Below are 26,175 nucleotides of genomic sequence, written 5' to 3'. Positions count from 1 at the left end.
CCATCCTTCGTGTTTCGACGACGGGTCCTCAGTCTGCCTCACCCGGGCACCCGCTGATCGCGCACTCCGCGGGACCCGTCCATGGTGCGGCTATACCCGCACCTCAGGGCGTACCCGGGGACAGGCCGCCGGCACCGGCGCACTGTGGCGCGGGGGTGGTACGGGGGGCGGCCCGCGGGGGTGCGCGGCGCGGTCAGCGGCTCAGTGGCACAGCCGCGCCTCGTGCTCGGCGTGGCCGGCCGGCTCCAGCTGGAAGGTGCAGTGCTCGACGTCGAAGTGGGTGCCGAGGCAGCCCTGGAGGTCGTGCAGCATCTTCTCGTACCCCACCTCCTCCAGGACGTCCTGGCTGACCACCACGTGCGCCGACAGCACCGGAAGGCCCGAGGTGATGGTCCAGGCGTGCAGGTCGTGCAGGCCCTCCACGCCCTTGAGGCCCTCGATGTGGTGCCGCACCTCGGCCATGTCCACGTCCTTGGGCGCGGCCTCCAGCAGCACGTCCACCGCCTCGCGCAGCAGCCGCCAGGTGCGCGGCACGATCAGCACGCCGATCAGCAGCGACGCCACCGCGTCCGCCTCGCGCCAGCCGGTGGTGAGGAACACCACGGCCGCCACCACGACCGCGAAGGAGCCCAGCGCGTCGGCCATCACCTCCAGGAAGGCGCCGCGCACGTTCAGGCTCTCGCGCTGGCCGCCCATCAGGACCAGCAGCGAGACGGTGTTCGCGGCCATGCCGACCAGGCCGAAGACGATCGTGGCGCCGCCGGCGAAATGCTGCGGGGACACCAGGCGGGAGACGCCCTCGGCGAAGATGAAGGCGCCGACACCGAAGAGCAGCACCGCGTTGAGCACCGCGGCCAGGATCTCGGCGCGCGCGTAGCCGAAGGTGCGGCGCTCGCTCGCCGGGCGGGCGGCGATGTGCACGGCCAGCAGCGCCATCGCGATGCCCGCGGCGTCGGTGGCCATGTGGCCCGCGTCGGCGAGCAGCGCGAGCGATCCCGTCAGCAGGCTGCCGGCGACCTCGGTGGCCAGCACCAGCACGGTGATGCCGAGCGCCACCAGCAGCCGCCCGCGGTGCGCGGCGGTCGCGGTGCCGAGCCCGTGCGCGTGCCCGTGCCCGCCGTGCCCGTGGCCGCCTCCGTGACCGCGGCCGTGCCCGTGACCAGGGCCGTGTCCGTGGCCGTCCTGTCCGCGGCCCTGCCCGTGTCCGCGGCCCGGCCTGCCGTGCCGGGCGTCCTCGGCGGGCTCGCTGCGTGCTGCCCCCATCGGCGCGTCCCCTTCCCTTTTGCGCTGCCGTGTGCCGTCCTGGAATCGGCCGACGCGGAAGGTGCCCGGGGCACAGCGAACCTCCGGCCGCGGCGGCCAGTCAACACCGGTCACCCCTGGTGGGCAAGCCGGTACTGGAGACCGTTGTCATGTGCGATGACCTGCGATGATGTGCCACGCGGCGGGGCTGCGGGAAAGGCCGCCGAGGTCACCCGTACGCAGTAGCGGAGGGGGCGGTTGTCGGGACGGCGCCGATCGCGCATGATGATCACGCCGTAAGCGCCAAGTTTGGGCCAATACTCGGTGAACGACTCTCGTCGTCCATCCGATAGCCTCGGCCGTCGTGCCGGGCGGTCCGTTGCGCCGCCGCAAACCGCCCGCGGGCACGGCCTTCGCACACGTTCAGGGAGTGGGTTCCTCTGCCGACCGCAATTCTCACCGGCCCGCCCGCCGCAGGCTCGCCGTCGCCGCTGGCCGACGATCTGCGCGCGCTGGGGTTCCAGGTCGTCGAGGCGGGCGCCCCCGACGCCGTGGCGGCCCGGATCGCCGGGATTCCCGCGGGCGAGCGGGTGGCCGTGGTGGACCGCCGCTTCCGCGGGCACCGGCACGCGCTGCGGCTGGCCCTGACCGACCCGCGCTTCGACGCCGCCGCCGTCACCGGCGCCCTGACCGTACGCCCTGCCGCCCGCCCCGCCCTGCTGCGCGCCCTCGCGGCGCCGGCCGCGGGCGGTCCGGCCGCGGGCGCGCCGCGCTCCGCCGGGCAGCCGGGCGCCGCCGCGGGCGCCCAGGGCACCGGCACCGCGGCGGAGTCCGAGGCGGCGGGAGGCGTCGCCGTCGAGGCGCAGGCGGGCGCCGTGTCGCTGCCCGCCCCGCGCCGTGGCGACGCGGACGCGGCGGATGTGCTGCCCGACGCGCTCGCCGTCCGGCTGGCCGCGCTGGGCGAGCCCGTGCACCGCCCCGAGCTGGGCGTCCTGGTCGCCGAGGTGCCCGCCGACGGCGCCGCCGCCGAGGCCGCCGCGGGAGCGATCGCCGCCGTCGACGAGGAGTCGGTACGGCTGCGCAGCGCCGTCAAATCCCGCGACGGCTTCTTCACCACCCACTTCATCAGCCCCTACTCGCGCTACATCGCGCGCTGGTGCGCCCGCCGCGGCCTCACCCCGAACCAGGTGACGACCGCCTCGCTGCTGGTCGCGCTGATCGCAGCCGGCTGTGCGGCCACCGGCACCCGCGGCGGCTTCGTCGCCGCCGGCGTGCTGCTGATCGCCTCCTTCGTGCTGGACTGCACCGACGGCCAGCTCGCCCGCTACTCGCTCCAGTACTCCACGCTCGGCGCCTGGCTCGACGCGACCTTCGACCGCGCCAAGGAGTACGCCTACTACGCCGGCCTGGCCCTCGGCGCGGCCCGCGGCGGCGACGACGTGTGGGCGCTCGCGCTCGGCGCGATGGTGCTGCAGACCTGCCGGCACGTCGTCGACTTCGCCTTCAACGAGGCCAACCACGACGCCACCGCCAACACCAGCCCCACCGCCGCGCTGTCCGACAAGCTGGACAGCGTCGGCTGGACGGTGTGGGCGCGCCGGATGATAGTGCTGCCGATCGGCGAGCGCTGGGCGCTGATAGCGGTGCTGACCGCGGTCAGCACCCCCCGGATCACCTTCGTGGTGCTGCTCGTCGGCTGCGCGCTCGCCGCCTGCTACACCACCGCGGGCCGCGTCCTGCGCTCCCTCACCCGGCGGGCGACCCGCACCGACCGCGCCGCCCGGGCGCTCGCCGACCTGGCCGACAGCGGCCCGCTCGCCGAGACCGTGGCGGCCGCGCTGCGCCCGCTCGCCCGCCGGCTGCCCGGCTTCGCCGCCCCCGCCGCCGCGCTGGTCGGCGCGGGCGCCGTGACGGCGACCGCCGCGCTCGCCCCGGCGGGCAGCTGGTACCCGGTGCTCGCCGCCGTCCTCTACACCGTGACCTCGGGCCTGGCCGTCGCTCTGCCGCTCAAGGGGGCGCTGGACTGGCTGGTCCCACCGCTGCTGCGGGCGGGGGAGTACGGCACCGCGCTGGCGCTCGCCGCCGTCTGCGGGGTGAACGGGGCGTTGCCCGCCGCTTTCTGCCTGGTTGCCGCCGTCGCCTACCATCACTACGACACGGTGTACCGCATACGCGGGGGCGCCGGGGCGCCGCCGCGGGCCGTGGTGCTGGCCGCCGGCGGACACGAGGGCCGCACGCTGGTCGTGGCCCTCACGGCGGCCGTCGCCGCGCACCACACCGGCTTCACGGCCACGCTGGCAGTGCTCGCCGGCGCCATCGCGCTGCTGGTCGCGTCCGAGAGCATCCGCTTCTGGGTGACCTCGGGGACCGCCGCGGCCGTACACGACGAATCAGGAGAACCCGCATGATCGGCCTCGTGCTGGCTGCCGGCGCAGGCAGGCGCCTGCGTCCCTACACGGACACCCTGCCCAAGGCCCTGGTGCCGGTCGGCCCGCAGGACGCGCCGGAGAGCCTGACCGTGCTCGACCTCACGCTGCGCAACTTCGCCGAGGTCGGCCTCACCGAGGCCGCGATCGTCGTCGGCTACCGCAAGGAGGCCGTCTACGCGCGGCAGGCTGCGCTGGAGGCCGCCTACGGGCTGAAGCTGACGCTGGTCGACAACGACAAGGCCGAGGAGTGGAACAACGCGTACTCCCTGTGGTGCGCGCGCGACCTGTTCGACCAGGGTGTGATTCTGGCCAACGGCGACACCGTCCACCCCGTCTCCGTCGAGCGCACGCTGCTCGCGGCCCGCGGCGAGGGCCGCCGGATGATCCTGGCGCTGGACACCGCCAAGCAGCTCGCCGACGAGGAGATGAAGGTCGTCGCCGAGCCGGGCCGCGGGGTGCGCCGGATCACCAAGCTCATGGACCCGGCCGAGGCCACCGGCGAGTACATCGGGGTGACCCTCATCGAGCCGGAGGCGGCCGCCGACCTCGCCGACGCCCTCAAGGCCACCTTCGAGCGCGACCCGGACCTGTACTACGAGGACGGCTACCAGGAGATGGTCGACCGCGGCCTGACCGTCGACGTGGCCCCGATCGGCGACGTGGCGTGGGTCGAGATCGACAACCACGCCGACCTCGCCAAGGGCCGGGAGATCGCGTGCCAGTACTGACCCGGCTGATCCCCTCCCCGGTCGTCGTCGACATCCGGGCCGGCGCGCTGGCCCACCTGTCGCGGCTGCTGGCCGACCAGCGGATCTCCACGTCGGGCAAGCTCGCCTTCGCCGTCAGCGCCGGCTCGGGCGCCCGGCTGCGCGAGGCGCTGGCCCCCGAGATGCCCGGCGCCGACTGGTTCCCGGTCGCCGGCGGCACCATCGACGCGGCCGTCACGCTCGCCGACGCCATGCGCGGCAAGCGCTACGACGCGGTCGTGGGCCTGGGCGGCGGCAAGATCATCGACGTCACGAAGTACGCCGCCGCCCGCGTCGGCCTGCCCATGGCGGCCGTGGCGACGAACCTGTCGCACGACGGCATCTGCTCGCCGATCTCCACCCTGGACAACGACAACGGCCGCGGCTCCTACGGCGTGCCCACGCCCATCGCGGTGGTCGTCGACCTGGAGGTCATCCGGGAGGCGCCGGCCCGCTACCTGCGCGCCGGGATCGGCGACGCGGTCTCGAACCTGTCGGCCATCGCCGACTGGGAGCTGTCCCACCGCGAGACCGGCGAGCGCATCGACGGCCTCGCCGCGGCGATGGCCCGCAGCGCGGGCGAGGCCATACTGCGCCACCCCGGCGGGATCGGCGACGACGACTTCCTCGGCGTCCTCGCCGAGGGCCTGGTGCTCTCCGGGATCGCGATGTCCATCAGCGGCGACTCGCGACCCTCCTCCGGCGCCTGCCACGAGATCAGCCACGCCTTCGACCTGCTCTTCCCCGCGCGCGCCGCCGCGCACGGCGAGCAGGTCGGCCTCGGCGCCGCCTTCGCGATGCACCTGCGCGGCGAGCCCGGCGTCTCCGGCCTGATCGCGCAGACGCTGCGACGGCACGGCCTTCCGGTGCTGCCCACCGAGATGGGCTTCAGCGAGGCGGAATTCGTCGAGGCGGTGGCGTTCGCGCCGCAGACCCGCCCCGGCCGCTTCACGATCCTGGAACACCTCGACCTGTCCGCCACCGAGATCAGGGACGCGTACGCCGACTATGCCAAAACCATCAGTAGCTGAACTGCGCCCCGTCGTTCACCCCCCGGGTGTGAAGGACCGGCGCAGCGGCGAGCACTGGGCCGGGCGGCTCTACATGCGCGAGGTCTCCCTGCGCATAGACCGGCACCTCGTGCCGACCTCCGTCACGCCCAACCAGCTGACGTACCTGATGACCGTCTTCGGCGTGCTCGCCGCCCCGGCGCTGCTGGTGCCCGGGATCACCGGAGCCGTCCTGGGCGTGCTGATGGTGCAGCTGTACCTGCTGCTCGACTGCGTGGACGGCGAGATCGCCCGCTGGAAGAAGCAGTACTCGCTCAGCGGCGTCTACCTCGACCGGGTCGGCGCCTACCTCACCGACGCCGCCGTGCTGGTCGGCTTCGGGCTGCGGGCCGCGGACCTGTTCGGCGACGGCCGGATCGACTGGCTGTGGGCCTTCCTGGGCACCCTCGCCGCGCTCGGCGCCGTCCTGATCAAGGCCGAGACCGACCTGGTCGGCGTCGCCCGGCACCAGGGCGGGCTGCCGCCGGTCAAGGAGGCCGCCTCCGAGCCGCGCTCCTCCGGTGTCGCGCTCGCCCGCCGGGCCGCCGCCGCGCTGAAGTTCCACCGGCTGATCCTGGGCATCGAGGCCTCGCTGCTGATCCTGGTGCTGGCCGTCGTCGACCAGATCCGCGGGGACCTGTTCTTCACCCGGCTCGGCGTCGCGGTTCTGGCCGGAATCGCTCTTTTGCAGACCCTGCTGCATCTCGTATCGGTCCTCGTCTCCAGCAGGCTGAAATGAGGCGGGCATGGCGGGCATGAGCGAGTCGCTCACGGTCGGCGCGGTCGTCCTCACGATGGGCAACCGGCCGGTCGAGCTGCAGGCACTGCTGGACTCGGTGGCCAAGCAGCAGGGGCCCGCGATCGAGGTCGCGGTGGTCGGCAACGGCGCCCCGCTGCCGCCGCTGCCGCCCGGCGTGCGCTCCGTGGAGCTGCCGGAGAACCTGGGCATCCCGGGCGGCCGCAACGTCGGCATCGAACTGTTCGGGCCCGGTGGCGGCGAGGTCGACGTGCTGCTCTTCCTGGACGACGACGGGCTGCTGCCCGGCGACGACACCGCCGAGCTGGTACGCGCCGCGTTCGCGGCCGACCCGCGGCTCGGCATCATCAGCTTCCGGATCGCCGACCCGGACACCGGGGTGACCCAGCGCCGCCACGTCCCCCGGCTGCGCGCGTCCGACCCGATGCGCAGCTCGCGCGTGACGACCTTCCTCGGCGGTGCGAACGCGGTCCGCACCGCGGTCCTGGAGGAGGTCGGGCTGCTGCCGGCCGAGTTCTTCTACGCGCACGAGGAGACGGACCTGGCCTGGCGCGCACTCGACGCCGGCTGGATGATCGACTACCGTTCCGACCTCGTACTGCACCATCCGGCGACCTCGCCGGCCCGGCACGCGGTCTACCACCGCATGGTGGCCCGCAACCGGGTGTGGCTGGCGCGGCGCAACCTGCCGTGGCTGCTGGTCCCCGTCTACCTCGGCGTGTGGTTCGCCCTGACGCTGCTGCGGCGGCCGTCGGGCGCGGCACTGCGCGCGTGGCTCGGCGGCTTCCGCGAGGGCTGGGCGACGCCCGCCGGTGAGCGGCGGCCGATGAAGTGGCGGACGGTCTGGCGGTTGACCCGGCTGGGCCGACCGCCGATCATCTGACAAGCTCGGACCTGAGAGCATCAGGCGCAGCCCGGGACCCCCTGCACCCGGCGCGCACATTGAGGACGAAAGTGTCAACTGTGAGCGAGACAACGCACAATGGTGCGGTCGCCGTCGGAGCGCCACCGGCGCCCACGGCCGATGACGGCCTCAGTCCCTCCCAGCTCGCCGCAAAGTACGGGCTGACCGTCAGCGGAGCCCGCCCGGGGCTGGCGGAGTACACCCGGCAGCTGTGGGGCCGCCGACATTTCATCAACGAGTTCGCCAAGGCCCGCACGGCCGCGCAGTACACGCAGGCCCGCCTCGGCCAGCTCTGGCAGGTCATGACACCGCTGCTGAACGCGGCCGTCTACTACCTGATCTTCGGTGTGCTGATCGGCACCAGGAAGGGCGTCGACAACTTCATCGCCTTCCTGGTCACCGGCATCTTCATCTACACCTTCACGCAGAGCTCGGTGATGTCGGGCGTGCGGTCGGTGGCGGGCAACATCGGCCTGATCCGGGCGCTGCACTTCCCGCGCGCGTCCATGCCGATCGCGTTCACGCTGATGCAGCTCCAGCAGCTGATGATGTCGATGTTCGTCCTGATCTCCATCGTCCTCATGACCGGCGAGACGCCGAACGCCAAGTGGCTGATCCTGATCCCCGCGCTGCTGACCCAGTGGATCTTCAACACCGGGCTGGCCATGGTCGTGGCCAGGCTGGGCAGTAAGATGACCGACCTGACGCAGCTGATGCCGTTCATCCTGCGCACCTGGATGTACACCTCGGGTGTCATGTACAGCATCGACAACCTGACCGCACACTCCCCGCACTACATCAAGGTGCTGCTCGACATCAACCCGGTCGCGGTCTACATCGACCTCGCGCGGTTCGCCCTGATCGACAGCTTCACCTCCGCCCAGCTCCCGCCGCACGTGTGGGCGAGTGCCGTGGGCTGGGCGGTCCTCGCCGGTATCGGTGGCTACATCTACTTCTGGAAGGCGGAGGAGCAGTATGGCCGTGGCTGAGCAGCAGCCCGTCGCATCCGGTCCGCAGCCGGCGGCGGTCGGGCCCCGCGTGCCCACCGTGATCGTGGACGACGTCCACATCGTCTACAAGGTGTACGGCGCCGGTACCGGCAAGGGCAGCGCGGCGACCGCGCTCGCCCGGCTGGTGCGCCGCCGCGGCGGCAACCCGAACGTGCGCAGGGTGCACGCGGTCAAGGGCGTGACCTTCACCGCCTACCGTGGCGAGGCCATCGGCATCATCGGCTCCAACGGCTCGGGCAAGTCCACCCTGCTGCGGTCCATCGCGGGTCTGCTGCCGCCGGAGAGCGGCAAGATCTTCACCGACGGCCAGCCGTCCCTGCTGGGCGTCAACGCCGCGCTCATGAACGACCTGACCGGCGCCACCAACGTGCTGCTCGGCGGCCTGGCGATGGGCATGACGCAGGAGGAGATCCGCAGCCGCTACAAGGGCATCGTGGACTTCTCGGGCATCAACGACAAGGGCGACTTCATTTCCCTGCCCATGCGTACCTACTCCTCCGGCATGGCCGCCCGGCTGCGCTTCTCGATCGCCGCGGCCAAGAACCACGACGTGCTGCTCATCGACGAGGCACTGGCCACCGGTGACCGGCAGTTCCAGAAGCGCTCCGAGGCGCGGATCCGCGAACTGCGCAAGGAGGCCGGCACGGTCTTCCTGGTCAGCCACAGCAACAGCGCCATCCGCGACACCTGCGACCGCGTGGTGTGGCTGGAGAAGGGCGAGCTGCTGATGGACGGCCCGACCGAGGAGGTCCTGGCGGCCTACGAGGCGCACACCGGCAAGTAGCCCCCGCGTACCCACGGGCGGCCCGCCGCCCCTTCCGCCCCCCGCCGGAACCTCCGGCGGGGGGCGCGTGCTGTGCCGCCGCGGGCGGTGCCGCGGTCCCACGCGGCAGGGGGCGCCCCCGGCGTACGCCTGAGCGTTGCCCGACGTAAGCTGTACCGGTGCTGGGGAGCCCTTTCAAGATCGAAACCGGGTGCCGGACGCCCGGCACGGCGGCGTGTCCGAAATGGGAAGATTCGTCCGGGCGGTGTAGAACGGGGGATGTGGCGGCCATGACGAATGGGACCATCCTGCTCCGGGGCACCCGTCCCGCCTGTCTGCCGGGCAGCCCGCGGTGACCGCGGGCGACACGTCCCGGGCCGTTCTGGACAAGGCCGCGCGCGAGAACTTCCCCGTGGCCCCGGTCTTCCTGCCGCGCGCCTGGCGCCAGGACCTCACGGCGGTCTACGGGTTCGCCCGGCTGGTGGACGACATCGGCGACGGCGACCTCGCCGACGGCGGCCGTCCGGACGCCGTCCTGCTGGGTCTGGAGCCGGAGGCGGCCGACGACCGGATCGCCATGCTGGACGCCTTCGAGGCCGACCTGGGGCGGGTCTTCTCCGGCACCGGCGAGCCGTCGCACCCGCTGCTGCGGGCGCTGCGCCCCACCGTGCGCAAGCACGCCCTGACGCCCGAGCCCTTCCTGGGCCTGATCGCGGCCAACCGCCAGGACCAGAGTGTCGCGCGCTACGCGACCTACGCGGACCTGCTCGCCTACTGCGAGCTGTCCGCCAATCCGGTGGGCCGCCTCGTGCTGTCCATCACCGGCACCTCGACGCCGGAAAGGGTGCGGCGCTCCGACGCCGTGTGCACCGCCCTGCAAATCGTCGAGCATATCCAAGACGTCGCGGAGGATCTCGCCCGGGACCGGGTGTATCTGCCTGCGGAGGACATGAAACGCTACGCGGTGGACGAGGCCGACCTCGCACAACCGCAGGCCGGTCCGCAGGTGAAGGCGCTGGTCGCGTTCGAGGCCGAACGCGCCCGCGAGCTGTTGTACGAAGGTGCTCCCCTCGTGGGTAGCGTCCGTGGCAGGCTTCGGCTGTTGCTCGCGGGATTCGTGGGCGGCGGGCGCGCGGCGCTGAAATCGGTCGAGCTGGCCGGATACGACGTGCTTGCGGGTTCGCCCAAAGCCACCAAGAGCGGCCTGCTGCGCGAAGTGGGGTCGACATTGCGAAGAGAGGGGTGAGCAGGACCGTGAGCGGTTCCGCCCACACGTCCGGTCCGGTACTTGCTGCATACAAGTACTGCGAGGCCGTGACCGGCCACGAGGCCCGCAACTTCGCCTATGGGATCCGGCTGCTGCCCGCCGCAAAGCGGCAGGCCATGTCGGCCCTCTACGCCTTCTCCCGGCGGGTCGACGACATCGGTGACGGTGATCTCGCACCGGCCGAGAAAATCGAACGCCTGGAGTCCACCCGCAACCTGCTCACCCGGGTGCGCGGCGGCGAGGTCCGGGAGGACGACACCGATCCGGTCGCGGTCGCCCTCGCCGACGCGGCGCGGGTATTCCCCATTCCGCTCGAAGGCCTGGACGAACTCATCGACGGCGTTCTGATGGATGTCCGCGGCGAGTCCTACGAGACCTGGGACGACCTGGCCGTTTACTGCCGCTGTGTGGCAGGTGCCATCGGACGGCTGTCGCTGGGCGTGTTCGGCACCGTAAATGGGCACGATCATGTACGTGCCGCCGAATACGCCGACACGCTCGGCCTCGCTCTGCAACTCACCAACATCCTGCGCGACGTCCGCGAGGACGCGGGCAACGGACGGACGTATCTGCCTGCCCAGGATCTGGCGAAATTCGGCTGCGCCGCCGGTTTCCACGGCGACGTCGCGCCGCCCGGATCCGATTTCGCCGGCCTGGTCGAATTCGAAGTGCGCCGGGCCCGCGCACTCTTCGCCACCGGCTACCGGCTGCTGCCCATGCTCGACCGGCGCAGCGGCGCCTGCGTGTCGGCCATGGCGGGCATCTACCGCCGGTTGCTGGAGCGGATCGCGGCCGACCCCGACGCCGTGCTGCGCGGCCGGGTGTCGCTGCCCGGCCGGGAGAAGGCCTATGTCGCCGTCCGCGGACTCGCGGGCCTCGACGCGCGCCTGGTCGCCTCCCGTGCCCCACGGGGTGACAGATGAGACCCACCCGCGGATGCGCGGGTCCACGGCACGCGGCACAGCAGACGGAACATCACCTCCCGGCGCCCGCACGGCGCCAGGCAACCTGCCACCGCTCCTTCGCGTCCCCTCCCGCGACGGTGTGCCGCAGCCCGCGGCGCACGGCGGAAGACCAGGTCAGAGACCGGGTCGGACACCAGGTACGAGGGGAGGGTGAATGACCGCGCCACAGGCCTTGCGTGAGCAGGCGCCCGGCCGCACGGCCGTCGTCGTCGGCGGCGGGCTCGCGGGCGTCACCGCGGCGCTGCGGCTGGCCGACGCCGGGGTGTCCGTCACCCTCACCGAGGCCCGGCCCCGGCTGGGCGGCCTCGCCTTCTCCTTCAAGCGCGGCGACCTGACGGTGGACAACGGCCAGCACGTCTTCCTGCGCTGCTGCACCGCCTACCAGTGGTTCCTGGACCGGATCGACGCCCGCGACCTGGTGCACCTCCAGGACCGGCTCGACGTACCGGTGTACGACGTGGCCAGCGGCCGCACCGGGCGGCTGAGCCGGGCCGGCCTGCCGGTGCCGCTGCACCTGGCGGCGAGCCTGGCCCGCTACCCGCACATGTCGCTGCGCGAGCGCGCCTCGGTCGGCCGCGCCGCCCTGGCGCTGCGCGGCCTCGACCTGGCCGACCCCGCGCTCGACGACATCGACTTCGGGAGCTGGCTCGCCGCCCGCGGCCAGTCCGCCCGCACCATCGAGGCGCTGTGGGATCTGGTCGGCGTCGCCACGCTCAACGCGACGGCCGCGCACTCCTCGCTGGCGCTGGCCGCGATGGTGTTCAAGACCGGCCTGCTGACCGACCCGGGCGCGTCCGACATCGGCTGGGCCAAGGCCCCGCTCGGCGAGCTGCACGACGGCCGCGGCCGCACCGCGCTGGACAAGGCCGGCGTCACCACGATGCTGCGCACCCGCGCCACGGCCCTGCGCCCCGCGCCCGGCGGCGGCTGGCAGGTGGAGCTGGAGACGGGCCCCGGGCGGTGCGCCGAACTGGCGGCCGACACCGTGGTGCTGGCGGTGCCGCAGCGCGAGGCGCACGGCCTGCTGCCGGAAGGCGCCGTCCAGCATCCGGAAAAGCTGTTGCAGATCGGTACCGCGCCCATCCTGAATGTCCATGTGATCTACGACAGGAAGGTGCTCCACGAGCCGTTCGTCGCGGCTCTCGGCAGCCCCGTCCAGTGGGTCTTCGACCGCACGGAGAGCTCGGGCCTGACCGGCGGCGGCCAGTACGTGGCCGTCTCCCAGTCGGCCGTCGAGGACGAGATCGACCTGCCGGTCGCCGTCCTGCGCGACCGCTACCTGCCCGAGCTGGAACGCGTCCTGCCCGACGCCCGCGGTGCCGCGGTGCGCGAGGTCTTCGTGACCCGGGAGCGCACCGCCACCTTCGCGCCCGCCCCCGGGGTGGGCGCGCTGCGGCCCGGCCCCGTCACCCGCGCCCCCGGCCTCTACCTGGCCGGGGCGTGGACCGCGACGGGCTGGCCCGCGACCATGGAGGGCGCGGTGCGCAGCGGGCTGCACGCCTCCGCAGAAGCGTTGTCCGCCCTCGGCATGCCCGTTGACAACGGCGTCCTGGAGGCGGCATGAGTGCTATTGGTGCAACCCGAGGAGAAATCGTGACCGCTGCCGGCGTCATCGCGCTACTGGAAGACGGCCGCACCCTGACCACACCAGTGCTCCGCGCGGCAGTCGCACGCCTCGCACCGCCGATGGACACCGTCGCGTCCTACCACTTCGGCTGGATCGACCAGACGGGGCAGCCCGCGGAAGGCGACGGCGGCAAGGCCGTGCGCCCCGCGCTCGCCCTGCTGTCGGCGCAGGCCGCGGGTGCGCCCGCGGAAGTCGGCATCCCCGGCGCGGTCGCGACGGAGCTGGTGCACAACTTCTCCCTGCTGCACGACGACCTGATGGACGGTGACGAGCAACGCCGGCACCGCGACACGGTGTGGAAGGTGCACGGCCCGGCCCAGGCGATCCTGGTCGGCGACGCGCTCTTCGCGCTCGCCAACGAGATCCTGCTGGAGCAGGGCACGGCGGAGGCCGGCCGCGCCACCCGCCGGCTGACCACCGCCACCCGCCGGCTGATCGACGGTCAGGCCGAGGACATCTCCTTCGAGCACCGCGAGCGCGTCAGCGTCCAGGAGTGCCTCGACATGGAGGGCAAGAAGACCGGCGCGCTGCTGGCCTGCGCCTCCTCCATCGGCGCGGTGCTCGGCGGCGCCTCCGAGGCGGACGCCGACGCGCTGGAGGAGTACGGCTACCACCTGGGCCTGGCCTTCCAGGCGATCGACGACCTGCTCGGCATCTGGGGCGACCCCGCGAGCACCGGCAAGCAGACCTGGAGCGACCTGCGGCAGCGCAAGAAGTCGCTGCCCGTGGTCGCCGCGCTGGACGCCGGCGGCCCCGCGTCCGAGCGGCTGGGTGAACTGCTGGCGGCGGATGCGAAGAATCCTGAAACCGGTGCCTTCAGCGAGGAAGAGTTCGCCCTGCGCGCGGCGTTGATCGAAGAGGCCGGTGGGCGGGAATGGACCTCGGAAGAGGCCCGGAGGCAGTATGCGACTGCCATCGCCGCACTGGACAAAATGGATATGCCGGAAGGAATCAAACGTAAGCTCGTGGGTCTTGCGGATTTTGTGGTGGTCCGCGAGAAGTAAAGAAGTACCAACGTGGAGCGCTGACGTCGCCGGTCCCTCGCATGTGACGGCCGACGGCCGCCCCAACACCGCAGAAGTCTCAACTGCAAAGGGGAAGCCATGACAGCGACGACCGATGGCAGTCCAGGTTCGCCAACCCACCGGACACCTTCGGCCAGCACCTCGGACCCGGAGTCTCTTCCAGCCGGCGGCACCGAGGCGGCGGTGCAGCGTGCCGTGCAGCGCGCCGCAGACCACCTCCTGGCGCGGCAGCACCCTGACGGATGGTGGAAAGGCGACCTCGAGACCAACGTGACCATGGATGCCGAGGACCTGCTGCTGCGGCAGTTCCTCGGCATCCTGGACGCTCGCACGATCGCCGCCTCCGCCCGCTGGATCCGCTCCCAGCAGCGCGAGGACGGCTCCTGGCCGACCTTCCACGGCGGACCGGGTGACCTGTCGGCGACCGTCGAGGCCTACGTCGCGCTCCGGCTCGCCGGCGACTCGCCGGAAGAGGCGCACATGTCGCAGGCCGCGAAGTGGTCCCGCGGCGAGGGCGGGGTCGCTGCCAGCCGGGTCTTCACCCGGATCTGGCTGGCCCTCTTCGGCTGGTGGGACTGGGACGACCTGCCGGAGATGCCGCCCGAGGTCATCTACCTGCCCAAGTGGATGCCGCTGAACATCTACTCGTTCGGCTGCTGGGCCAGGCAGACCATCGTGCCGCTCACCATCGTGGGCGCGCTGCGCCCGGTGCGCCCGGCGCCGTTCGGCATCGACGAGCTCCATCTGGACCCCAGCCGGCCCAGCCCCAAGCAGCGCCGCGCCTCGATCACCAGCTGGGACGGCGTCTTCCAGCGGCTGGACCAGGTGCTGCACGCCTACCGCCGCTTCAGCCCGCGCCCGCTGCGCCGCAGCGCCATGAACGCGTGCGCCCGCTGGATCATCGAGCGCCAGGAGTCCGACGGCTGCTGGGGCGGCATCCAGCCGCCGGCCGTCTACTCGGTCATCGCGCTGCATCTGCTGGGGTACGACCTCGACCACCCGGTGCTCAAGGCCGGACTCGAGTCGCTGGATCGTTTCGCCGTATGGCCCCAGGAGGGAGTGCGGATGATCGAGGCCTGCCAGTCCCCGGTGTGGGACACCTGCCTCGCCACCATCGCGCTCGCCGACGCCGGGGTGCCCGCCGACCACCCCTCGCTCGTCAAGTCCGCCGACTGGCTGCTGGACGAGCAGATCACCCGCCCCGGCGACTGGTCGGTCCAGCGCCCGGAGCTTCCCCCGGGCGGCTGGGCCTTCGAGTTCCACAACGACAACTACCCGGACATCGACGACACCGCCGAGGTGGTGCTCGCGCTGCGCCGGGTCGCCCACCCGGACCAGGCCCGTATCGACACCGCCGTGGACCGGGCGGTGCGCTGGACGGTCGGCATGCAGTCCCGCAACGGCGCCTGGGGCGCCTTCGACGCCGACAACACCAGCCCCTTCCCCAACCGGCTGCCCTTCTGCGACTTCGGCGAGGTCATCGACCCGCCCTCCGCCGACGTCACCGCGCACGTCGTGGAGATGATGGCCGCGCTCGGCATCCAGCACGACCGGCACGCCCGTACCGGCATCGAATGGCTGCTCGCCGAGCAGGAGGAGAACGGCGCCTGGTTCGGCCGCTGGGGCGTCAACTACATCTACGGCACGGGCTCGGCCGTCCCCGCACTCGCCGCGGCCGGGCTGGGCCCGGACCACCCGGCGATCCGCCGGGCCGTCGACTGGCTGGAGTCGGTGCAGAACGCCGACGGCGGCTGGGGCGAGGACCTGCGCTCGTACTCCGACCTGGAATGGGCCGGCCGCGGTTCCTCCACCGCCTCGCAGACGGCGTGGGCGCTGATGGCACTGCTGGCCGCCGGGCGGCGGGACACCGAGGCCGTCGAGCGCGGGGTGCGCTGGCTGGCCGACACCCAGCTGCCGGACGGCTCGTGGGACGAGCCGTTCTTCACCGGCACCGGCTTCCCTCGTGATTTCTCCATCAACTACCACCTCTACCGGATGGTCTTCCCGCTCACCGCGCTGGGCCGCTACGCCCGCCGCGAGCCGCTCGGGGCCGCGGTGCACACCGCCCCGGCCACCGCGGGCGCCGGGAAGGGGGCCTAGGGCGTGGGCCGTCCCCGACCTCCGCTGCTGGTGGTGTGCGCCCTGCGCATCGAGCGCTTCGCGCTGCGCAGGGGCGCGGCGAGAGCCGCCACCGCACACCCGGTCACCGTGCTGCGTACCGGCATGGGACCGACAGCCGCGGAAACGGCCGTACGCGACGCACTGCGCGACCCCGCGCGGCGCGATGCGGCCGTCCTCACGACCGGCTTCTGCGCGGGCCTCGCCCCGGGCATGCGGCCGGGCGACGTCGTGGTCTCCGACGAGGGCCACGAGAGCGAGGCGCTCGCCGCCGCGCTCAAGGCCGCGGGTCACACCGTGCACACCGGCCCGCTGGCCGAGTCCGACCATGTCGTGCGGGGCGCCGAGCGCGCCGCGCTGGCGGCGAAGGGTGCCATCGCCGTGGACATGGAGTCTGCCGCCATGCGGCGCGCCGCACTCGCCCAAGGGGTGCGGCACATCGCCGCGGCACGCGTCGTCGTCGACACGCCCGAATACGAACTCGTGCGCGTCGGCACACTGCGCACCGGGATCATCGCATTCCGGGTGCTCAGAGATCTTGTTCCTGCCTTTCTCGATTGGCACCGCACTACCACTGCTCCCCCGGAGGTGAGCTAGATGGCTATGCCGCTTCGTCAGACCATCCGTGTCGCGTCGTACCTCTTCGAACAGAAAATGGTCCGGCGGCGCGAAAAGTTCCCGCTCATCGTGGAGCTGGAACCGCTCTTCGCGTGCAACCTCAAATGCGAGGGCTGCGGCAAGATCCAGCACCCGGCGGGAGTGCTCAAGCAGCGCATGCCGGTCGCGCAGGCCGTGGGGGCGGTGCTGGAGTCCGGTGCCCCCATGGTGTCGATCGCCGGCGGCGAGCCGCTGATGCACCCGCAGATCGACGAGATCGTGCGCCAACTGGTGGCGAAGAAGAGGTATGTCTTCCTCTGCACCAATGCCCTGCTGCTGCGCAAGAAGATCGACAAATTCACCCCGTCGCCCTACTTCGCCTTCACCGTGCACATCGACGGCATGCGTGAGCGGCACGACGAGTCGGTGGCCAAGGAAGGCACCTTCGACGAGGCCGTCGAGGCGATCAAGGAAGCCCAGCGCCGCGGTTTCCGGGTCACCACGAACTCGACCTTCTTCAACACCGACACGCCGCAGACCATCATCGAGGTGATGAACTTCCTCAACGACGACCTCAAGGTCGACGAGATGATGCTGTCGCCCGCCTACGCCTATGAGAAGGCTCCCGACCAGGACCACTTCCTGGGCGTGTCGCAGACCCGCGAGCTGTTCAAGAAGGCCTTCGACCACGGCAACCGGCGCAAGTGGCGGCTCAACCACAGCCCGCTCTTCCTGGACTTCCTGGAGGGCAAGGCGGACTTCCCGTGCACCGCCTGGGCGATCCCGAACTACTCGCTCTTCGGCTGGCAGCGCCCCTGCTACCTGATGGCGGACGGCTACGTGCCGACGTACCGCGAGCTGATCGAGAAGACCGACTGGGACAAGTACGGCCGCGGCAAGGACGAGCGCTGCGACAACTGCATGGCCCACTGCGGGTACGAGCCCACCGCGGTCCTGGCGACCATGGGCTCGCTCAAGGAGTCCATTCGCGCCGCCCGGGAAACCGTCGCATCCAACCGCGCGAAGTGACCCGAGGGTGAGAGGGTACGAGCCACCGGCCGGGGTACGCGGCCGGTGGCTCGCCCGCGCGCGCCAACAGGAAACCGGCAGGAACGAGGTGCAGACATGTCGTTGCTGGAGAGCGTCACATGCCCCGACGACCTGAAGGCGCTGCCCGACGGCAGGCTCGACGAGCTGGCGGCGGACATCCGCCACTTCCTGGTGCAGGCCGTCGCCAGGACCGGCGGCCACCTCGGCCCCAACCTGGGCGTCGTGGAGCTGACCATCGCCCTGCACCGGGTCTTCGACTCCCCGCGCGACCGCATCCTCTTCGACACCGGCCACCAGTCCTACGTCCACAAGCTGCTGACCGGCCGCCAGGACTTCTCCAAGCTGCGCACCAAGGGCGGCCTGTCCGGCTACCCCTCGCGGGCCGAGTCCGAGCACGACGTGATCGAGAACAGCCACGCCTCGACCGTGCTGGGCTGGGCCGACGGGCTGGCCAAGGCCAACGAGCTGCTGCGCCGCGACGACCACGTGGTGGCCGTCATCGGTGACGGGGCGCTCACCGGCGGCATGGCCTGGGAGGCGCTCAACAACATCGCCGCCGCCCGCGACCGCCCGCTCGTCATCGTCGTCAACGACAACGAGCGCTCCTACGCGCCCACCATCGGCGGCCTCGCCAACCACCTCGCGACCCTGCGCACCACCGACGGCTACGAGCGGTTCCTGTCCTGGGGCAAGCAGGTCCTCCAGCAGACCCCGGTGATCGGCCAGCAGCTCTACGAGTCCCTGCACGGCGCCAAGAAGGGCTTCAAGGACGCCTTCGCACCGCAGGGCATGTTCGAGGACCTGGGCCTGAAGTACCTCGGCCCGATCGACGGCCACGACGTCGCCGCCGTGGAGTCCGCGCTGCGCCGCGCCAAGCGCTTCCACGGGCCCGTCGTGGTGCACTGCCTGACGGAGAAGGGCCGCGGCTACCCCGCTGCCGAGCAGGACGAGGCCGACCGCTTCCACGCCGTCAACGCGATGGACCCGGCGACCCTCACCCCGCTGTCGCCCTCGGGCGGGCCCTCCTGGACGTGCGACCTTCCTCAACCGCGCCTTCGACCAGGTGCTGATGGACGTCGCCCTGCACAAGTGCGGCGTCACCTTCGTCCTGGACCGGGCCGGCGTCACCGGCGTCGACGGCGCCTCGCACAACGGCATGTGGGACATGTCGATCCTGCAGGTCGTCCCGGGCCTGCGGATCGCCGCGCCGCGCGACGCCGCCCAGTTGCGCGCCCAGCTGCGCGAGGCCGTCGCCGTCGAGGACGCGCCCACCGTCATCCGCTTCCCCAAGGAGACCGCGGGCGCGCCGCTGCCCGCCCTGGAGCGGGTCGGCGGTACGGACGTGCTGCACCGGCCCGCCGAGGGCCACGCCGAGGACGTGCTGCTCGTCGCGGTCGGCGCGCTCGCCGGCTGCGGCGTCGCGGCCGCCGAGCTCCTCGCCGGGCGCCGTATCGGCGTCACCGTCGTCGACCCGCGGTGGGTCAAGCCCGTCGACCCGGCGCTGCCGGAACTGGCCGCACGGCACCGCATGGTGGCCGTCGTCGAGGACAACGGGCGGGCCGGCGGCGTGGGTTCGGCCGTCGCCCAGGCGCTGCGCGACGCAGGTGTGGACGTGCCCGTACGCGACTTCGGCATCCCGCAGCAGTTCCTGGCGCACGCCAGGCGCGACGAGCTGCTGGCCGACCTCGGCCTGACGCCCGCCGAGATCGCCGGCGGCATCGGCGCGGCCCTGCTGCGGCTGCGCGACAGGAGCCCCGGGGACACCCCGACGATCCCCGCCCCGCATACTGCCGGGAGCAGCGGGGGGCAGCAGCAACGCACGCAAGGAGCAGGTGAGCGATGACATCGTCCGAGCCGACCGACACCGAACCGGCGCAGCGCGAGGCAGCGGCGGCCGCCGGGCAGCCGGACGGCGTACCGAACGGCGCACCGGACGCGTCGGACACCCGCCCCAAGGGCTTCGACCTGGCGACACTGCTGGCCGAACGCGGCGCCGAGCGGTACGAGCTGCAGGCCAGGTACGTCAACCACCAGCTGCCGCGCATGCTGCACACCATCGGCTTCGACCGGGTCTACGAGCGCGCCGAGGGCGCCCACTTCTGGGACGCCGAGGGCAACGACTACCTCGACATGCTCGCCGGCTTCGGCGTGATGGGCGTCGGTCGGCACCACCCGGTGGTGCGCAAGGCGCTGCACGACGTCCTGGACGCCGGGCTCGCCGACCTCACCCGCTTCGACTGCCAGCCGCTGCCCGGCCTGCTCGCCGAGAAGCTGCTCGCGAGCACCCCGCACCTGGACCGGGTGTTCTTCGGCAACAGCGGCACCGAGGCCGTCGAGACCGCGCTGAAGTTCGCCCGCTACGCCACCGGCAAGCCCCGCGTCCTGTACTGCACGCACTCCTTCCACGGGCTCACCGCCGGCTCGCTGTCCGTCAACGGCGAGGAGGGCTTCCAGGACGGCTTCGCGCCGCTGCTGCCCGACACCGCCGTCCCGATGGGCGATCTGGACGCGCTGGCCAGGGAGCTGAAGCGGGGCGACGTCGCCGCGCTCATCGTCGAGCCGATCCAGGGCCACGGCGTCTACATCCCCGAGCCCGGCTACCTGCGCGCGGCCCAGGAGCTGCTGCGCAAGCACAAGGCCCTGCTGATCTGCGACGAGGTGCAGACCGGTATCGGCCGCACGGGGAAGTTCTGGGCGTACGAGCACGAGGAGGGCGTCGAGCCCGACCTGGTCACCGTCGCCAAGACGCTGTCCGGCGGCTACGTGCCGGTCGGCGCCACGCTCGGGCGGGACTGGATCTTCAAGAAGGTCTACTCGTCGATGGACAGGGTGCTCGTGCACTCCGCGAGCTTCGGCTCCAACGCCCAGGCGATGACCGCGGGCCTGGCCACGCTGTCGGTCGTCGAGGACGAGCAGCTGGTCGAGAACTCCCAGGCGATGGGCGAGCTGCTGCGCGACCGGCTGGCCGCCCTCGTCGGTCGGTACGAGATGCTCAAGGAGGTGCGCGGCCGCGGCCTGATGATCGCGATCGAGTTCGGCCGTCCCAAGTCGCTGGGCCTGCGCAGCCGCTGGACGATGCTGCAGACCGCCCGCAAGGGGCTGTTCGCCCAGATGGTCGTCGTCCCGCTGCTGCAGAAGCACCACATCCTCACCCAGGTCTCCGGCGACCACGTCGAGATCATCAAGCTGATCCCGCCGCTGGTGGTCGACGAGGCGGACGTCGACCGCTTCGTGACCGCCTTCACCGCGGTGATGGACGACGCCCACGGGGGCGGCGGCCTGATGTGGGACTTCGGCAAGACCCTGATCAAGCAGGCGGTCGCCAACCGCTAGTGCTGTGACCGGGAGGGTTTGCCGGTAGCCCGGTCACAGCACCAGCGGTACGGGCCGGGGCCGGACGCGGGTGCGCCCGGCCCTCCGCCGTACGGCCGGTCGGGCCGGTCAGGCGTCGAGCAGGTGCTCGCGCAGCCGGGCCCGGCGCTCCGGGGTCAGGCCCAGGCCGTCGGCGAGGTAGCGGTCGACCGAGCCCCACTGCTCCTCGATGGTCGTGAAGGCCGCCCGCAGGTAGTCGACCCGCGCCTCGAACAGCGGGTCGAGCAGATCCCTGATCTCCGGGTCGATCGCGGAGCCCGTGCTGCCGTCGCCGCGCACCACCTGGTAGCGGCGGTGCCTGGCGTTGCTCTCCAGGTAGTCCGCCTCGATCGCGGACCGCTCGACCCCCAGCGCCAGCAGGACGATCGCGATCGAGGTGCCCGCGCGGTCCTTGCCCGCGGCGCAGTGCAGCAGCGCCGGGACCGCGGGGCGGCTCGGCTCGCTCAGCAGCTCCAGCATCCGGCCGTGCTCGGCGGTGCGTTCCAGGACGAGCCGGCGGTAGGCGAGGGTCATGCGCTCCGCGGCCCGGCCCTCGGCGAGCGCGTCCCGCAGCGCCGGGAGGTCACCGTTGCGGACCGTCTTCCAGAAGCCGGCGCCCTCGGCCGGGTCGCTGAGCGGCATGTTGACGTTGAGGGTGCCCGGGAGAGCGGTGTCCGGGCCCTCCAGCGCGATGTCGTCGGCGTTGCGGAAGTCGAAGACGGTGTGCAGGCCGAGGCCCTCCAGATACGCGGCGTCCTCGGCCGTCGCGTGCGCCAGGTGGCCGCTGCGGAAGAGCACCCCGCGCCGGACCCGGCGGCCGTCCTCGGTCGGCAGGCCGCCGACGTCGCGGAAGTTCCGCACGCCGGTCAGCCGTGGCTCGGGCTCGGGTCCTGTCGGAACGGTCTGCCGCACTTCCTGCGTCACCGGCGCTCCTCGTCGCTCGCTCCTGGTCATGCTGGGGCACTCCAGACGATACGGCAGCGCGGGTTGCGGCGTACCGACCGGTATGTGCACGCCGGACGACTCCCGCGGGGTGCAACCATTGCCCCTCCCGCCGGGCCTGGCCGATGATGTCCGGATCCGACCCTGCGGCGGCCGGAAAGTGGGGGAGTGCGAATGATCGAGACGGGCGGCTCCGGCAGGCTGTGGCTGCTCTCGGGACCGGGCAGCAGCTATGCCCTGCACCTGACGGAGCGGGACGAGCTGCTGCACCTGCACTGGGGACGCCGTATCGGCCTGGGCGACGCCGAGGCCCTCGCCGCCGAACCGCCGTGCGCGCAGCGGCCGTTCGGGCCCGCGCCGGCCCCCCGCGCGGAATTCCCCGTCGGGGGCGCCCCGGAGCCGCTGCCCGCCGCCCTGACCGTACGCCCGCGGCACCCGGGCGGCGCCGAGTGGTGCTTCGAGGAGTACGAGATCGCCGCCCCCGCGGACGGCAGTGGGCAGGAGCTGCGGCTCCACTTCCACGACTCGCACCACCACCTCGACCTGACCCTGCACTACCGGATGCGCCGCGGCAGCGACGTCGTGGAGCGCTGGACCACCGCGACCCATGTCGCGGGTGGACCCGGCGGGCGGCTGGAGCTGCTGCGCGCCGACGCGGCCTGCTGGACGCTGCCCTACCGGGACGACTGGCGGATGTCCCGGCTGCACGGCCGGTGGGGTGCCGAGTCGCAGCTCGCCCGTTCCCCGCTGCCGCCCGGCGACCAACTGCTCGGCGGCGGCTCCGGATCCGCCGGGCAGCGCCACCTGCCCTGGTTCGCGCTCGATGCGGGGGACGCGGGGGAGGAGCACGGCGAGGTGTGGACGGCCGCGCTGGCCTGGTCCGGGCCCTGGCGGATCGCGCTGTCCCGGCTGCCGGACGGCCTGGTCCGGGCCACCGGGGGCGCCGGCGGCGGGGGCGCCGCACCGGTGGAGCTGGAGCCCGGCGCGAGCTGCACCAGCCCGGTCTTCGCCGGGCTGTGGACCGACGGCGGCTTCGGGGCCGCCAGCCGCGCGTGGCACGCCCACCAGCTGGACCACGTCGTGCCCGGCGCCTGGCGGCTGCGCCCGGTCGCCTGCTACGGCGGGGCGCGCGGCACGCGGGGCGGCGGCACGGACCGCGGTACGCCCGGCGGTCCGGGGGAGGATGCCGTGGATGCCGTGGATGCCGTGGACCCCGTGGACGCAGCCGACGGCGCGGACGGCGAGGGCGCGTACGACCCGTACGACAGCCCCCGTCGCGGGGTGCTGGGGCAGGCCGAACTCGCCCGGCGGGCGGCGGGGATGGGCGTCGAGCTGTACGTCGTGGACGACGGCCCGCCCGGCGCGCGGCTGTGCGACCGGGCCGCGCCCGGCGACGCCGACCCGGCGGCGGGAGACTCCCCGGATGGCCTGAAACCGCTCTCCGACGAAGTGCACGCGCTCGGTATGCGCTTCGGCGTGCGGATCGCGCCCGAGACCGTCAGCCCCGACGCCGACCTCGCCCGCGTCCGCCCGGAGTGGCTCGTGCGTCCCGCGGGCGGCGACGGGCAGGGCGGCCGGCTGCTGCTGGACCTCGCGCGGGCCGATGTCCGCGACCACCTCGCCGCGGCGATCGGCGCCCTCCTGCACAGCGCCCCCGTCGACCACCTGGTGTGGGACCTGGACCGGCACCCGGCCGACGGGGACGGGGAGGAAGAGCGCTCTCCTGGCACGGGCGCAGGCCCGGGCGCCCGCACCGCGGGCCTCTACGCGCTGATCGACCGCGTCCGCGCCGAGCACCCGGGCCTGACCGTCGAGTCCTGCGCCTCCGGCACCCGGGTGGATCTCGGCATGCTCGCCCGCACGGACCGGCTGGGCACCTCCGACAACACCGACCCGCTCGACCGGCTGGCCGTCCAGCACGGTTTCGGGCAGCTGCACCCGGCCCGCGTCATGGCCACCCTGGTCACCGGCGGCCCCGCGCCCGGCCTCAACCACCGACGCAGCTCACTGCGCTTCCGCTTCGTCAGCGCCATGGCCGGCGCCCTCGGCATCGGCGCCGACCTGCTGGAGCTGGGCCCCGAGGAGCGCGCCGAGGCGGCCAGCTGGATCGCCCTCTACCAGCAGGTGCGGCCGGTCGTGCAGTTCGGCGAGCTGTACCGGCTGCGCCCGCCCGGCAGCGGCGGCCTGACCGCCGTGCAGTACGTGCGCGGCCCGGAGACCGCTGTCCTCGCCTGGCTGCCCGCCCAGGGCTTCGGTGCCCCCGTGCCGCCGCTGCGGCTGCGCGGCCTGGACCGCGACGCCTGCTACCGCGACGTGACCACCGGTGTCGTCCAGCGCGGCGCGGTGCTGGCCGAGCGCGGCCTGCGCACCACGCTGTCCGGCGACCTGGACGCCGCCGTATTCCATCTGCGGCGGGTTTGACCTGGTGGGATGAATCACGTGCCGTCAACCCCTCCTTACGGTCGCGTAGGTCACAGCCGGAGGAGAAAAATGCCAGGCGTGGCTGATGGCGCGCAGGGACGACAGGGACGGCGGGGCCGGATCGACGGAAGCGGCGGCGGTGCCGGTACCGGGCCGATCGGCTCGTACGCCGCCGTAGGGGACAGCTTCACCGAGGGTGTCGGCGACCCGGGCCCGGGCGGTTCCTTCGCCGGCTGGGCCGACCGGCTGGCCGTACTGCTCGCCGACCGCCACGAGGACGCCCTGGAACGCGCGGGCGCGGCGAGCCCCGGCGGGGGAACGGGCACGGGGACGGCCGGGCCCGATTTCCGCTACGCCAACCTCGCGGTACGCGGCCGGCTGCTGGACCGGATCGTCGCCGAGCAGGTGCCGCGGGCCGTCGAACTGCGCCCCGACCTGGTCAGCTTCTGCGCCGGCGGCAACGACATCCTGCGGCCGGGCAGCGACCCGGACGCCATCGCCGAGCGTTTCGAGGCCGCCGTCGCCGAACTTGCGGGGGCCGTCGGCACGGTCCTGGTCTGCACCGGCTTCGACACCCGCGGGGTGCCGGTACTGCGCCATCTGCGCGGCAAGATCGCCACCTACACCGCCCATGTGCGGGCCATCGCCGACCGGCACGGCTGCCCCGTCCTCGACCTGTGGTCGCTGCGTTCGGTGCAGGACCGCCGGGCCTGGAGCGACGACCGGCTGCACCTGTCACCCGAGGGGCACACCCGGGTCGCGCTGCGCGCCGCGCAGGTGCTGGGGCTCGACACGCCCGCCGACCCGGATGCCCCCTGGCCGCCGCAGGACCGCCGCCCGCAGTCGGCGGTGCGGCGCGAGAACATCCAGTGGGCCAGGGAGTACCTGGTGCCGTGGATCGGCCGCCCCGGATCGGCCTCGTAGCGGGCCTGCTCGGTCGATGCGGCAACGCAGCGAGGTGCCGTGCCGGGCGTCGCAAGCCGGTGAACCCTCCCGGTCACAGCACTAGGCCGGTCGGGACGGCCGGTCGGGTCGGGACGGCCTGCCGGAACGGGCCTTCGCGGGCCCGGGGCCCGGACTGCCGGACCCGGCGGAGGCGATACGTCAGCGGGGCGGGCGGTGCGAGGCCAGTTCGGCCCACACCACCCGCCCCGTACCGTCCTCCGCCGGATCCGACCCCCATGCCAGCGAGAGCACGCTGACCAGCAGCAGCCCCCGCCCGCCTTCTTCGTCGGCGCCCGCGAACCCCGGCGCCGGGACCTCGTTGCCCCGGCCCTGGTCGGTCACTTCGACCCTCACGACACTTCCCGCGTCGTGCAGCGCACAGATGATCTTCTCGCTGTCGGTGTGCCGCACGGCGTTGGTGAACAGTTCCGTCACGACGAGGCTCGCGTCGTCGCGCAGCTCCGCGCACAGTCCCCACTCGTGCAGGCGAGCGCGTATCCGCCCGCGGGCGTCCGCGACGGACGCGCTCAGCGCGGGCAGCCGGAACACGTCACGGCGGCCTGGGAGGCCGACGCCGTCCCGGCGCTCACACCGGAGGGCATCAGGTGAAGGAACCACTCTGCAACTATGGGGGTCGCGTGGGACACATGGCAAGGTCCGATCTGTAATTTACAGAATCGGCGCTACATGCTGTTGTGTGCGCTGACAACATGACAGACTGCTTCTCAGCCACGGGAGTTGGAGGAGGACATACCGTGATGGACCCCCGGCCGGGCGGAGCGCCCACCGTCCTGCGCATGGTGCTGGGCAAGCGCCTCCAGGACCTGCGCGAGCAGGCCGGTATCAGCTTCGAGCAGGCGGGCCGGGAGCTGGACGTCACGCACGCCACGATCCGCCGGATGGAGAAGGCCGAGGTCGGGCTCAAGCTTCCCTACGTCGAGAAGCTGCTCCACACCTACGGGGTCAC

21 protein-coding genes and 1 pseudogene are annotated in these 26,175 nt (G+C 72.7%); 19 read left to right on the top strand and 3 right to left on the bottom strand.

Annotation, left to right across the window (positions count from 1 at the left end):
• Window positions 1-201 precede the first annotated feature (201 nt).
• On the bottom strand, window positions 202-1,263 hold the full coding sequence (locus IH54_RS0118155; RefSeq protein ID WP_078862318.1) for a cation diffusion facilitator family transporter: 1,062 nt from the start codon (window positions 1,261-1,263) through the stop codon (window positions 202-204).
• Window positions 1,264-1,745: 482 nt separating this feature from the next.
• Here IH54_RS0118155 and IH54_RS0118150 point away from each other — a divergent pair, with 482 nt between their 5' ends.
• The 16 genes and pseudogenes from IH54_RS0118150 (at window position 1,746) to IH54_RS0118075 (ending at window position 20,882) form a co-directional block, all read left to right on the top strand.
• The gene (locus IH54_RS0118150) at window positions 1,746-3,650 is read left to right on the top strand and encodes a DUF5941 domain-containing protein (protein ID WP_420711781.1); all 1,905 of its coding nucleotides are present in this window, start codon (window positions 1,746-1,748) and stop codon (window positions 3,648-3,650) included.
• Window positions 3,647-4,399 (top strand): sugar phosphate nucleotidyltransferase, encoded by a 753-nt coding sequence (locus tag IH54_RS0118145; protein ID WP_031518013.1) that lies wholly within the window; start codon window positions 3,647-3,649, stop codon window positions 4,397-4,399. Before IH54_RS0118150 ends, IH54_RS0118145 begins: the two co-directional genes overlap by 4 nt.
• Window positions 4,387-5,448, top strand: coding sequence for an iron-containing alcohol dehydrogenase family protein (locus tag IH54_RS0118140; protein ID WP_031518005.1), 1,062 nt, complete (start codon window positions 4,387-4,389; stop codon window positions 5,446-5,448). The genes IH54_RS0118145 and IH54_RS0118140 overlap by 13 nt, the downstream gene beginning before the upstream one ends.
• The gene (locus IH54_RS0118135) at window positions 5,426-6,205 is read left to right on the top strand and encodes a CDP-alcohol phosphatidyltransferase family protein (protein WP_078862317.1); all 780 of its coding nucleotides are present in this window, start codon (window positions 5,426-5,428) and stop codon (window positions 6,203-6,205) included. The genes IH54_RS0118140 and IH54_RS0118135 overlap by 23 nt, the downstream gene beginning before the upstream one ends.
• 16 nt (window positions 6,206-6,221) lie before the next feature.
• Window positions 6,222-7,106, top strand: a complete 885-nt coding sequence (locus IH54_RS0118130) for a glycosyltransferase family 2 protein (protein ID WP_031518001.1) — start codon at window positions 6,222-6,224, stop codon at window positions 7,104-7,106.
• Between the two features lie 80 nt (window positions 7,107-7,186).
• Window positions 7,187-8,116, top strand: coding sequence for an ABC transporter permease (locus IH54_RS0118125; protein WP_031517999.1), 930 nt, complete (start codon window positions 7,187-7,189; stop codon window positions 8,114-8,116).
• Window positions 8,103-8,921, top strand: a complete 819-nt coding sequence (locus IH54_RS0118120; protein ID WP_052397591.1) for an ABC transporter ATP-binding protein — start codon at window positions 8,103-8,105, stop codon at window positions 8,919-8,921. The genes IH54_RS0118125 and IH54_RS0118120 overlap by 14 nt, the downstream gene beginning before the upstream one ends.
• Before the next feature lie 331 nt (window positions 8,922-9,252).
• Window positions 9,253-10,146, top strand: coding sequence for a squalene synthase HpnC (hpnC, locus tag IH54_RS0118115; RefSeq protein ID WP_031517995.1), 894 nt, complete (start codon window positions 9,253-9,255; stop codon window positions 10,144-10,146).
• Window positions 10,143-11,090: a presqualene diphosphate synthase HpnD gene (gene hpnD, locus IH54_RS0118110; RefSeq protein ID WP_078862316.1), complete on the top strand. Its 948-nt coding sequence runs from the start codon at window positions 10,143-10,145 to the stop codon at window positions 11,088-11,090. The genes hpnC and hpnD overlap by 4 nt, the downstream gene beginning before the upstream one ends.
• A gap of 196 nt (window positions 11,091-11,286) precedes the next feature.
• Entirely contained in the window at window positions 11,287-12,696 is a 1,410-nt protein-coding gene (hpnE, locus tag IH54_RS0118105; protein WP_031517992.1) for a hydroxysqualene dehydroxylase HpnE, read from the top strand.
• Entirely contained in the window at window positions 12,693-13,763 is a 1,071-nt protein-coding gene (locus tag IH54_RS0118100) for a polyprenyl synthetase family protein (RefSeq protein WP_043181414.1), read from the top strand. The genes hpnE and IH54_RS0118100 overlap by 4 nt, the downstream gene beginning before the upstream one ends.
• A gap of 99 nt (window positions 13,764-13,862) precedes the next feature.
• The gene (gene shc / locus IH54_RS0118095) at window positions 13,863-15,884 is read left to right on the top strand and encodes a squalene--hopene cyclase (protein ID WP_052397589.1); all 2,022 of its coding nucleotides are present in this window, start codon (window positions 13,863-13,865) and stop codon (window positions 15,882-15,884) included.
• Window positions 15,885-15,887: 3 nt separating this feature from the next.
• The gene (locus tag IH54_RS0118090) at window positions 15,888-16,499 is read left to right on the top strand and encodes a hypothetical protein (RefSeq protein ID WP_031517985.1); all 612 of its coding nucleotides are present in this window, start codon (window positions 15,888-15,890) and stop codon (window positions 16,497-16,499) included.
• Complete coding sequence (gene hpnH, locus IH54_RS0118085) at window positions 16,500-17,528, top strand: adenosyl-hopene transferase HpnH (protein ID WP_031517983.1); 1,029 nt, start codon at window positions 16,500-16,502, stop codon at window positions 17,526-17,528.
• Between the two features lie 96 nt (window positions 17,529-17,624).
• Window positions 17,625-19,392, top strand: a pseudogene (locus IH54_RS39905) (1-deoxy-D-xylulose-5-phosphate synthase).
• Entirely contained in the window at window positions 19,389-20,882 is a 1,494-nt protein-coding gene (locus IH54_RS0118075) for an aspartate aminotransferase family protein (RefSeq protein ID WP_078862314.1), read from the top strand. The pseudogene IH54_RS39905 and the gene IH54_RS0118075 overlap by 4 nt, the downstream one beginning before the upstream one ends.
• A gap of 108 nt (window positions 20,883-20,990) precedes the next feature.
• Here IH54_RS0118075 and IH54_RS0118070 read toward each other — a convergent pair whose 3' ends face one another.
• A complete protein-coding gene (locus IH54_RS0118070; protein ID WP_031517978.1) occupies window positions 20,991-21,824 on the bottom strand; it encodes a tyrosine-protein phosphatase in 834 nt (277 codons plus the stop codon).
• A gap of 192 nt (window positions 21,825-22,016) precedes the next feature.
• On the opposite strand from IH54_RS0118070, the gene IH54_RS0118065 reads away from it, so the two are divergent.
• Window positions 22,017-24,263, top strand: coding sequence for an alpha-galactosidase (locus tag IH54_RS0118065; protein WP_031517977.1), 2,247 nt, complete (start codon window positions 22,017-22,019; stop codon window positions 24,261-24,263).
• 120 nt (window positions 24,264-24,383) lie between these two features.
• Window positions 24,384-25,187 carry an SGNH/GDSL hydrolase family protein gene (locus tag IH54_RS0118060; protein ID WP_234343603.1) on the top strand — a complete coding sequence of 268 codons (804 nt, stop codon included), beginning with the start codon at window positions 24,384-24,386 and terminating at the stop codon, window positions 25,185-25,187.
• 180 nt (window positions 25,188-25,367) lie between these two features.
• Here IH54_RS0118060 and IH54_RS39900 read toward each other — a convergent pair whose 3' ends face one another.
• The gene (locus tag IH54_RS39900) at window positions 25,368-25,757 is read right to left on the bottom strand and encodes an ATP-binding protein (RefSeq protein ID WP_234343594.1); all 390 of its coding nucleotides are present in this window, start codon (window positions 25,755-25,757) and stop codon (window positions 25,368-25,370) included.
• A 206-nt stretch (window positions 25,758-25,963) separates the two neighbouring features.
• On the opposite strand from IH54_RS39900, the gene IH54_RS0118050 reads away from it, so the two are divergent.
• Window positions 25,964-26,175: helix-turn-helix domain-containing protein (locus IH54_RS0118050; RefSeq protein ID WP_159011920.1), on the top strand; the 212-nt coding region annotated here is incomplete at its 3' end.

It is taken from the genome of Streptomyces sp. NRRL F-5123, assembly GCF_000721495.1.
Lineage (GTDB): Bacteria > Actinomycetota > Actinomycetes > Streptomycetales > Streptomycetaceae > Actinacidiphila.
Note: the sequence above shows the minus strand (reverse complement) of the source record. Positions and strands in the feature narration are given on the sequence as shown.

What these genes read in the sequence shown, in the direction of transcription:
- IH54_RS0118135 (WP_078862317.1), top strand. Translation starts at nt 5,426, where the DNA reads ATGCCAAAACCATCAGTAGCTGAACTGCGCCCCGTCGTTCACCCCCCG.
- IH54_RS0118155 (WP_078862318.1), bottom strand. Translation starts at nt 1,263, where the DNA reads ATGGGGGCAGCACGCAGCGAGCCCGCCGAGGACGCCCGGCACGGCAGG.
- IH54_RS0118065 (WP_031517977.1), top strand. Translation starts at nt 22,017, where the DNA reads ATGATCGAGACGGGCGGCTCCGGCAGGCTGTGGCTGCTCTCGGGACCG.
- shc (WP_052397589.1), top strand. Translation starts at nt 13,863, where the DNA reads ATGACAGCGACGACCGATGGCAGTCCAGGTTCGCCAACCCACCGGACA.
- IH54_RS0118100 (WP_043181414.1), top strand. Translation starts at nt 12,693, where the DNA reads ATGAGTGCTATTGGTGCAACCCGAGGAGAAATCGTGACCGCTGCCGGC.
- hpnH (WP_031517983.1), top strand. Translation starts at nt 16,500, where the DNA reads ATGGCTATGCCGCTTCGTCAGACCATCCGTGTCGCGTCGTACCTCTTC.
- IH54_RS0118075 (WP_078862314.1), top strand. Translation starts at nt 19,389, where the DNA reads ATGACATCGTCCGAGCCGACCGACACCGAACCGGCGCAGCGCGAGGCA.
- IH54_RS0118145 (WP_031518013.1), top strand. Translation starts at nt 3,647, where the DNA reads ATGATCGGCCTCGTGCTGGCTGCCGGCGCAGGCAGGCGCCTGCGTCCC.
- IH54_RS0118130 (WP_031518001.1), top strand. Translation starts at nt 6,222, where the DNA reads ATGAGCGAGTCGCTCACGGTCGGCGCGGTCGTCCTCACGATGGGCAAC.
- IH54_RS0118120 (WP_052397591.1), top strand. Translation starts at nt 8,103, where the DNA reads ATGGCCGTGGCTGAGCAGCAGCCCGTCGCATCCGGTCCGCAGCCGGCG.
- hpnE (WP_031517992.1), top strand. Translation starts at nt 11,287, where the DNA reads ATGACCGCGCCACAGGCCTTGCGTGAGCAGGCGCCCGGCCGCACGGCC.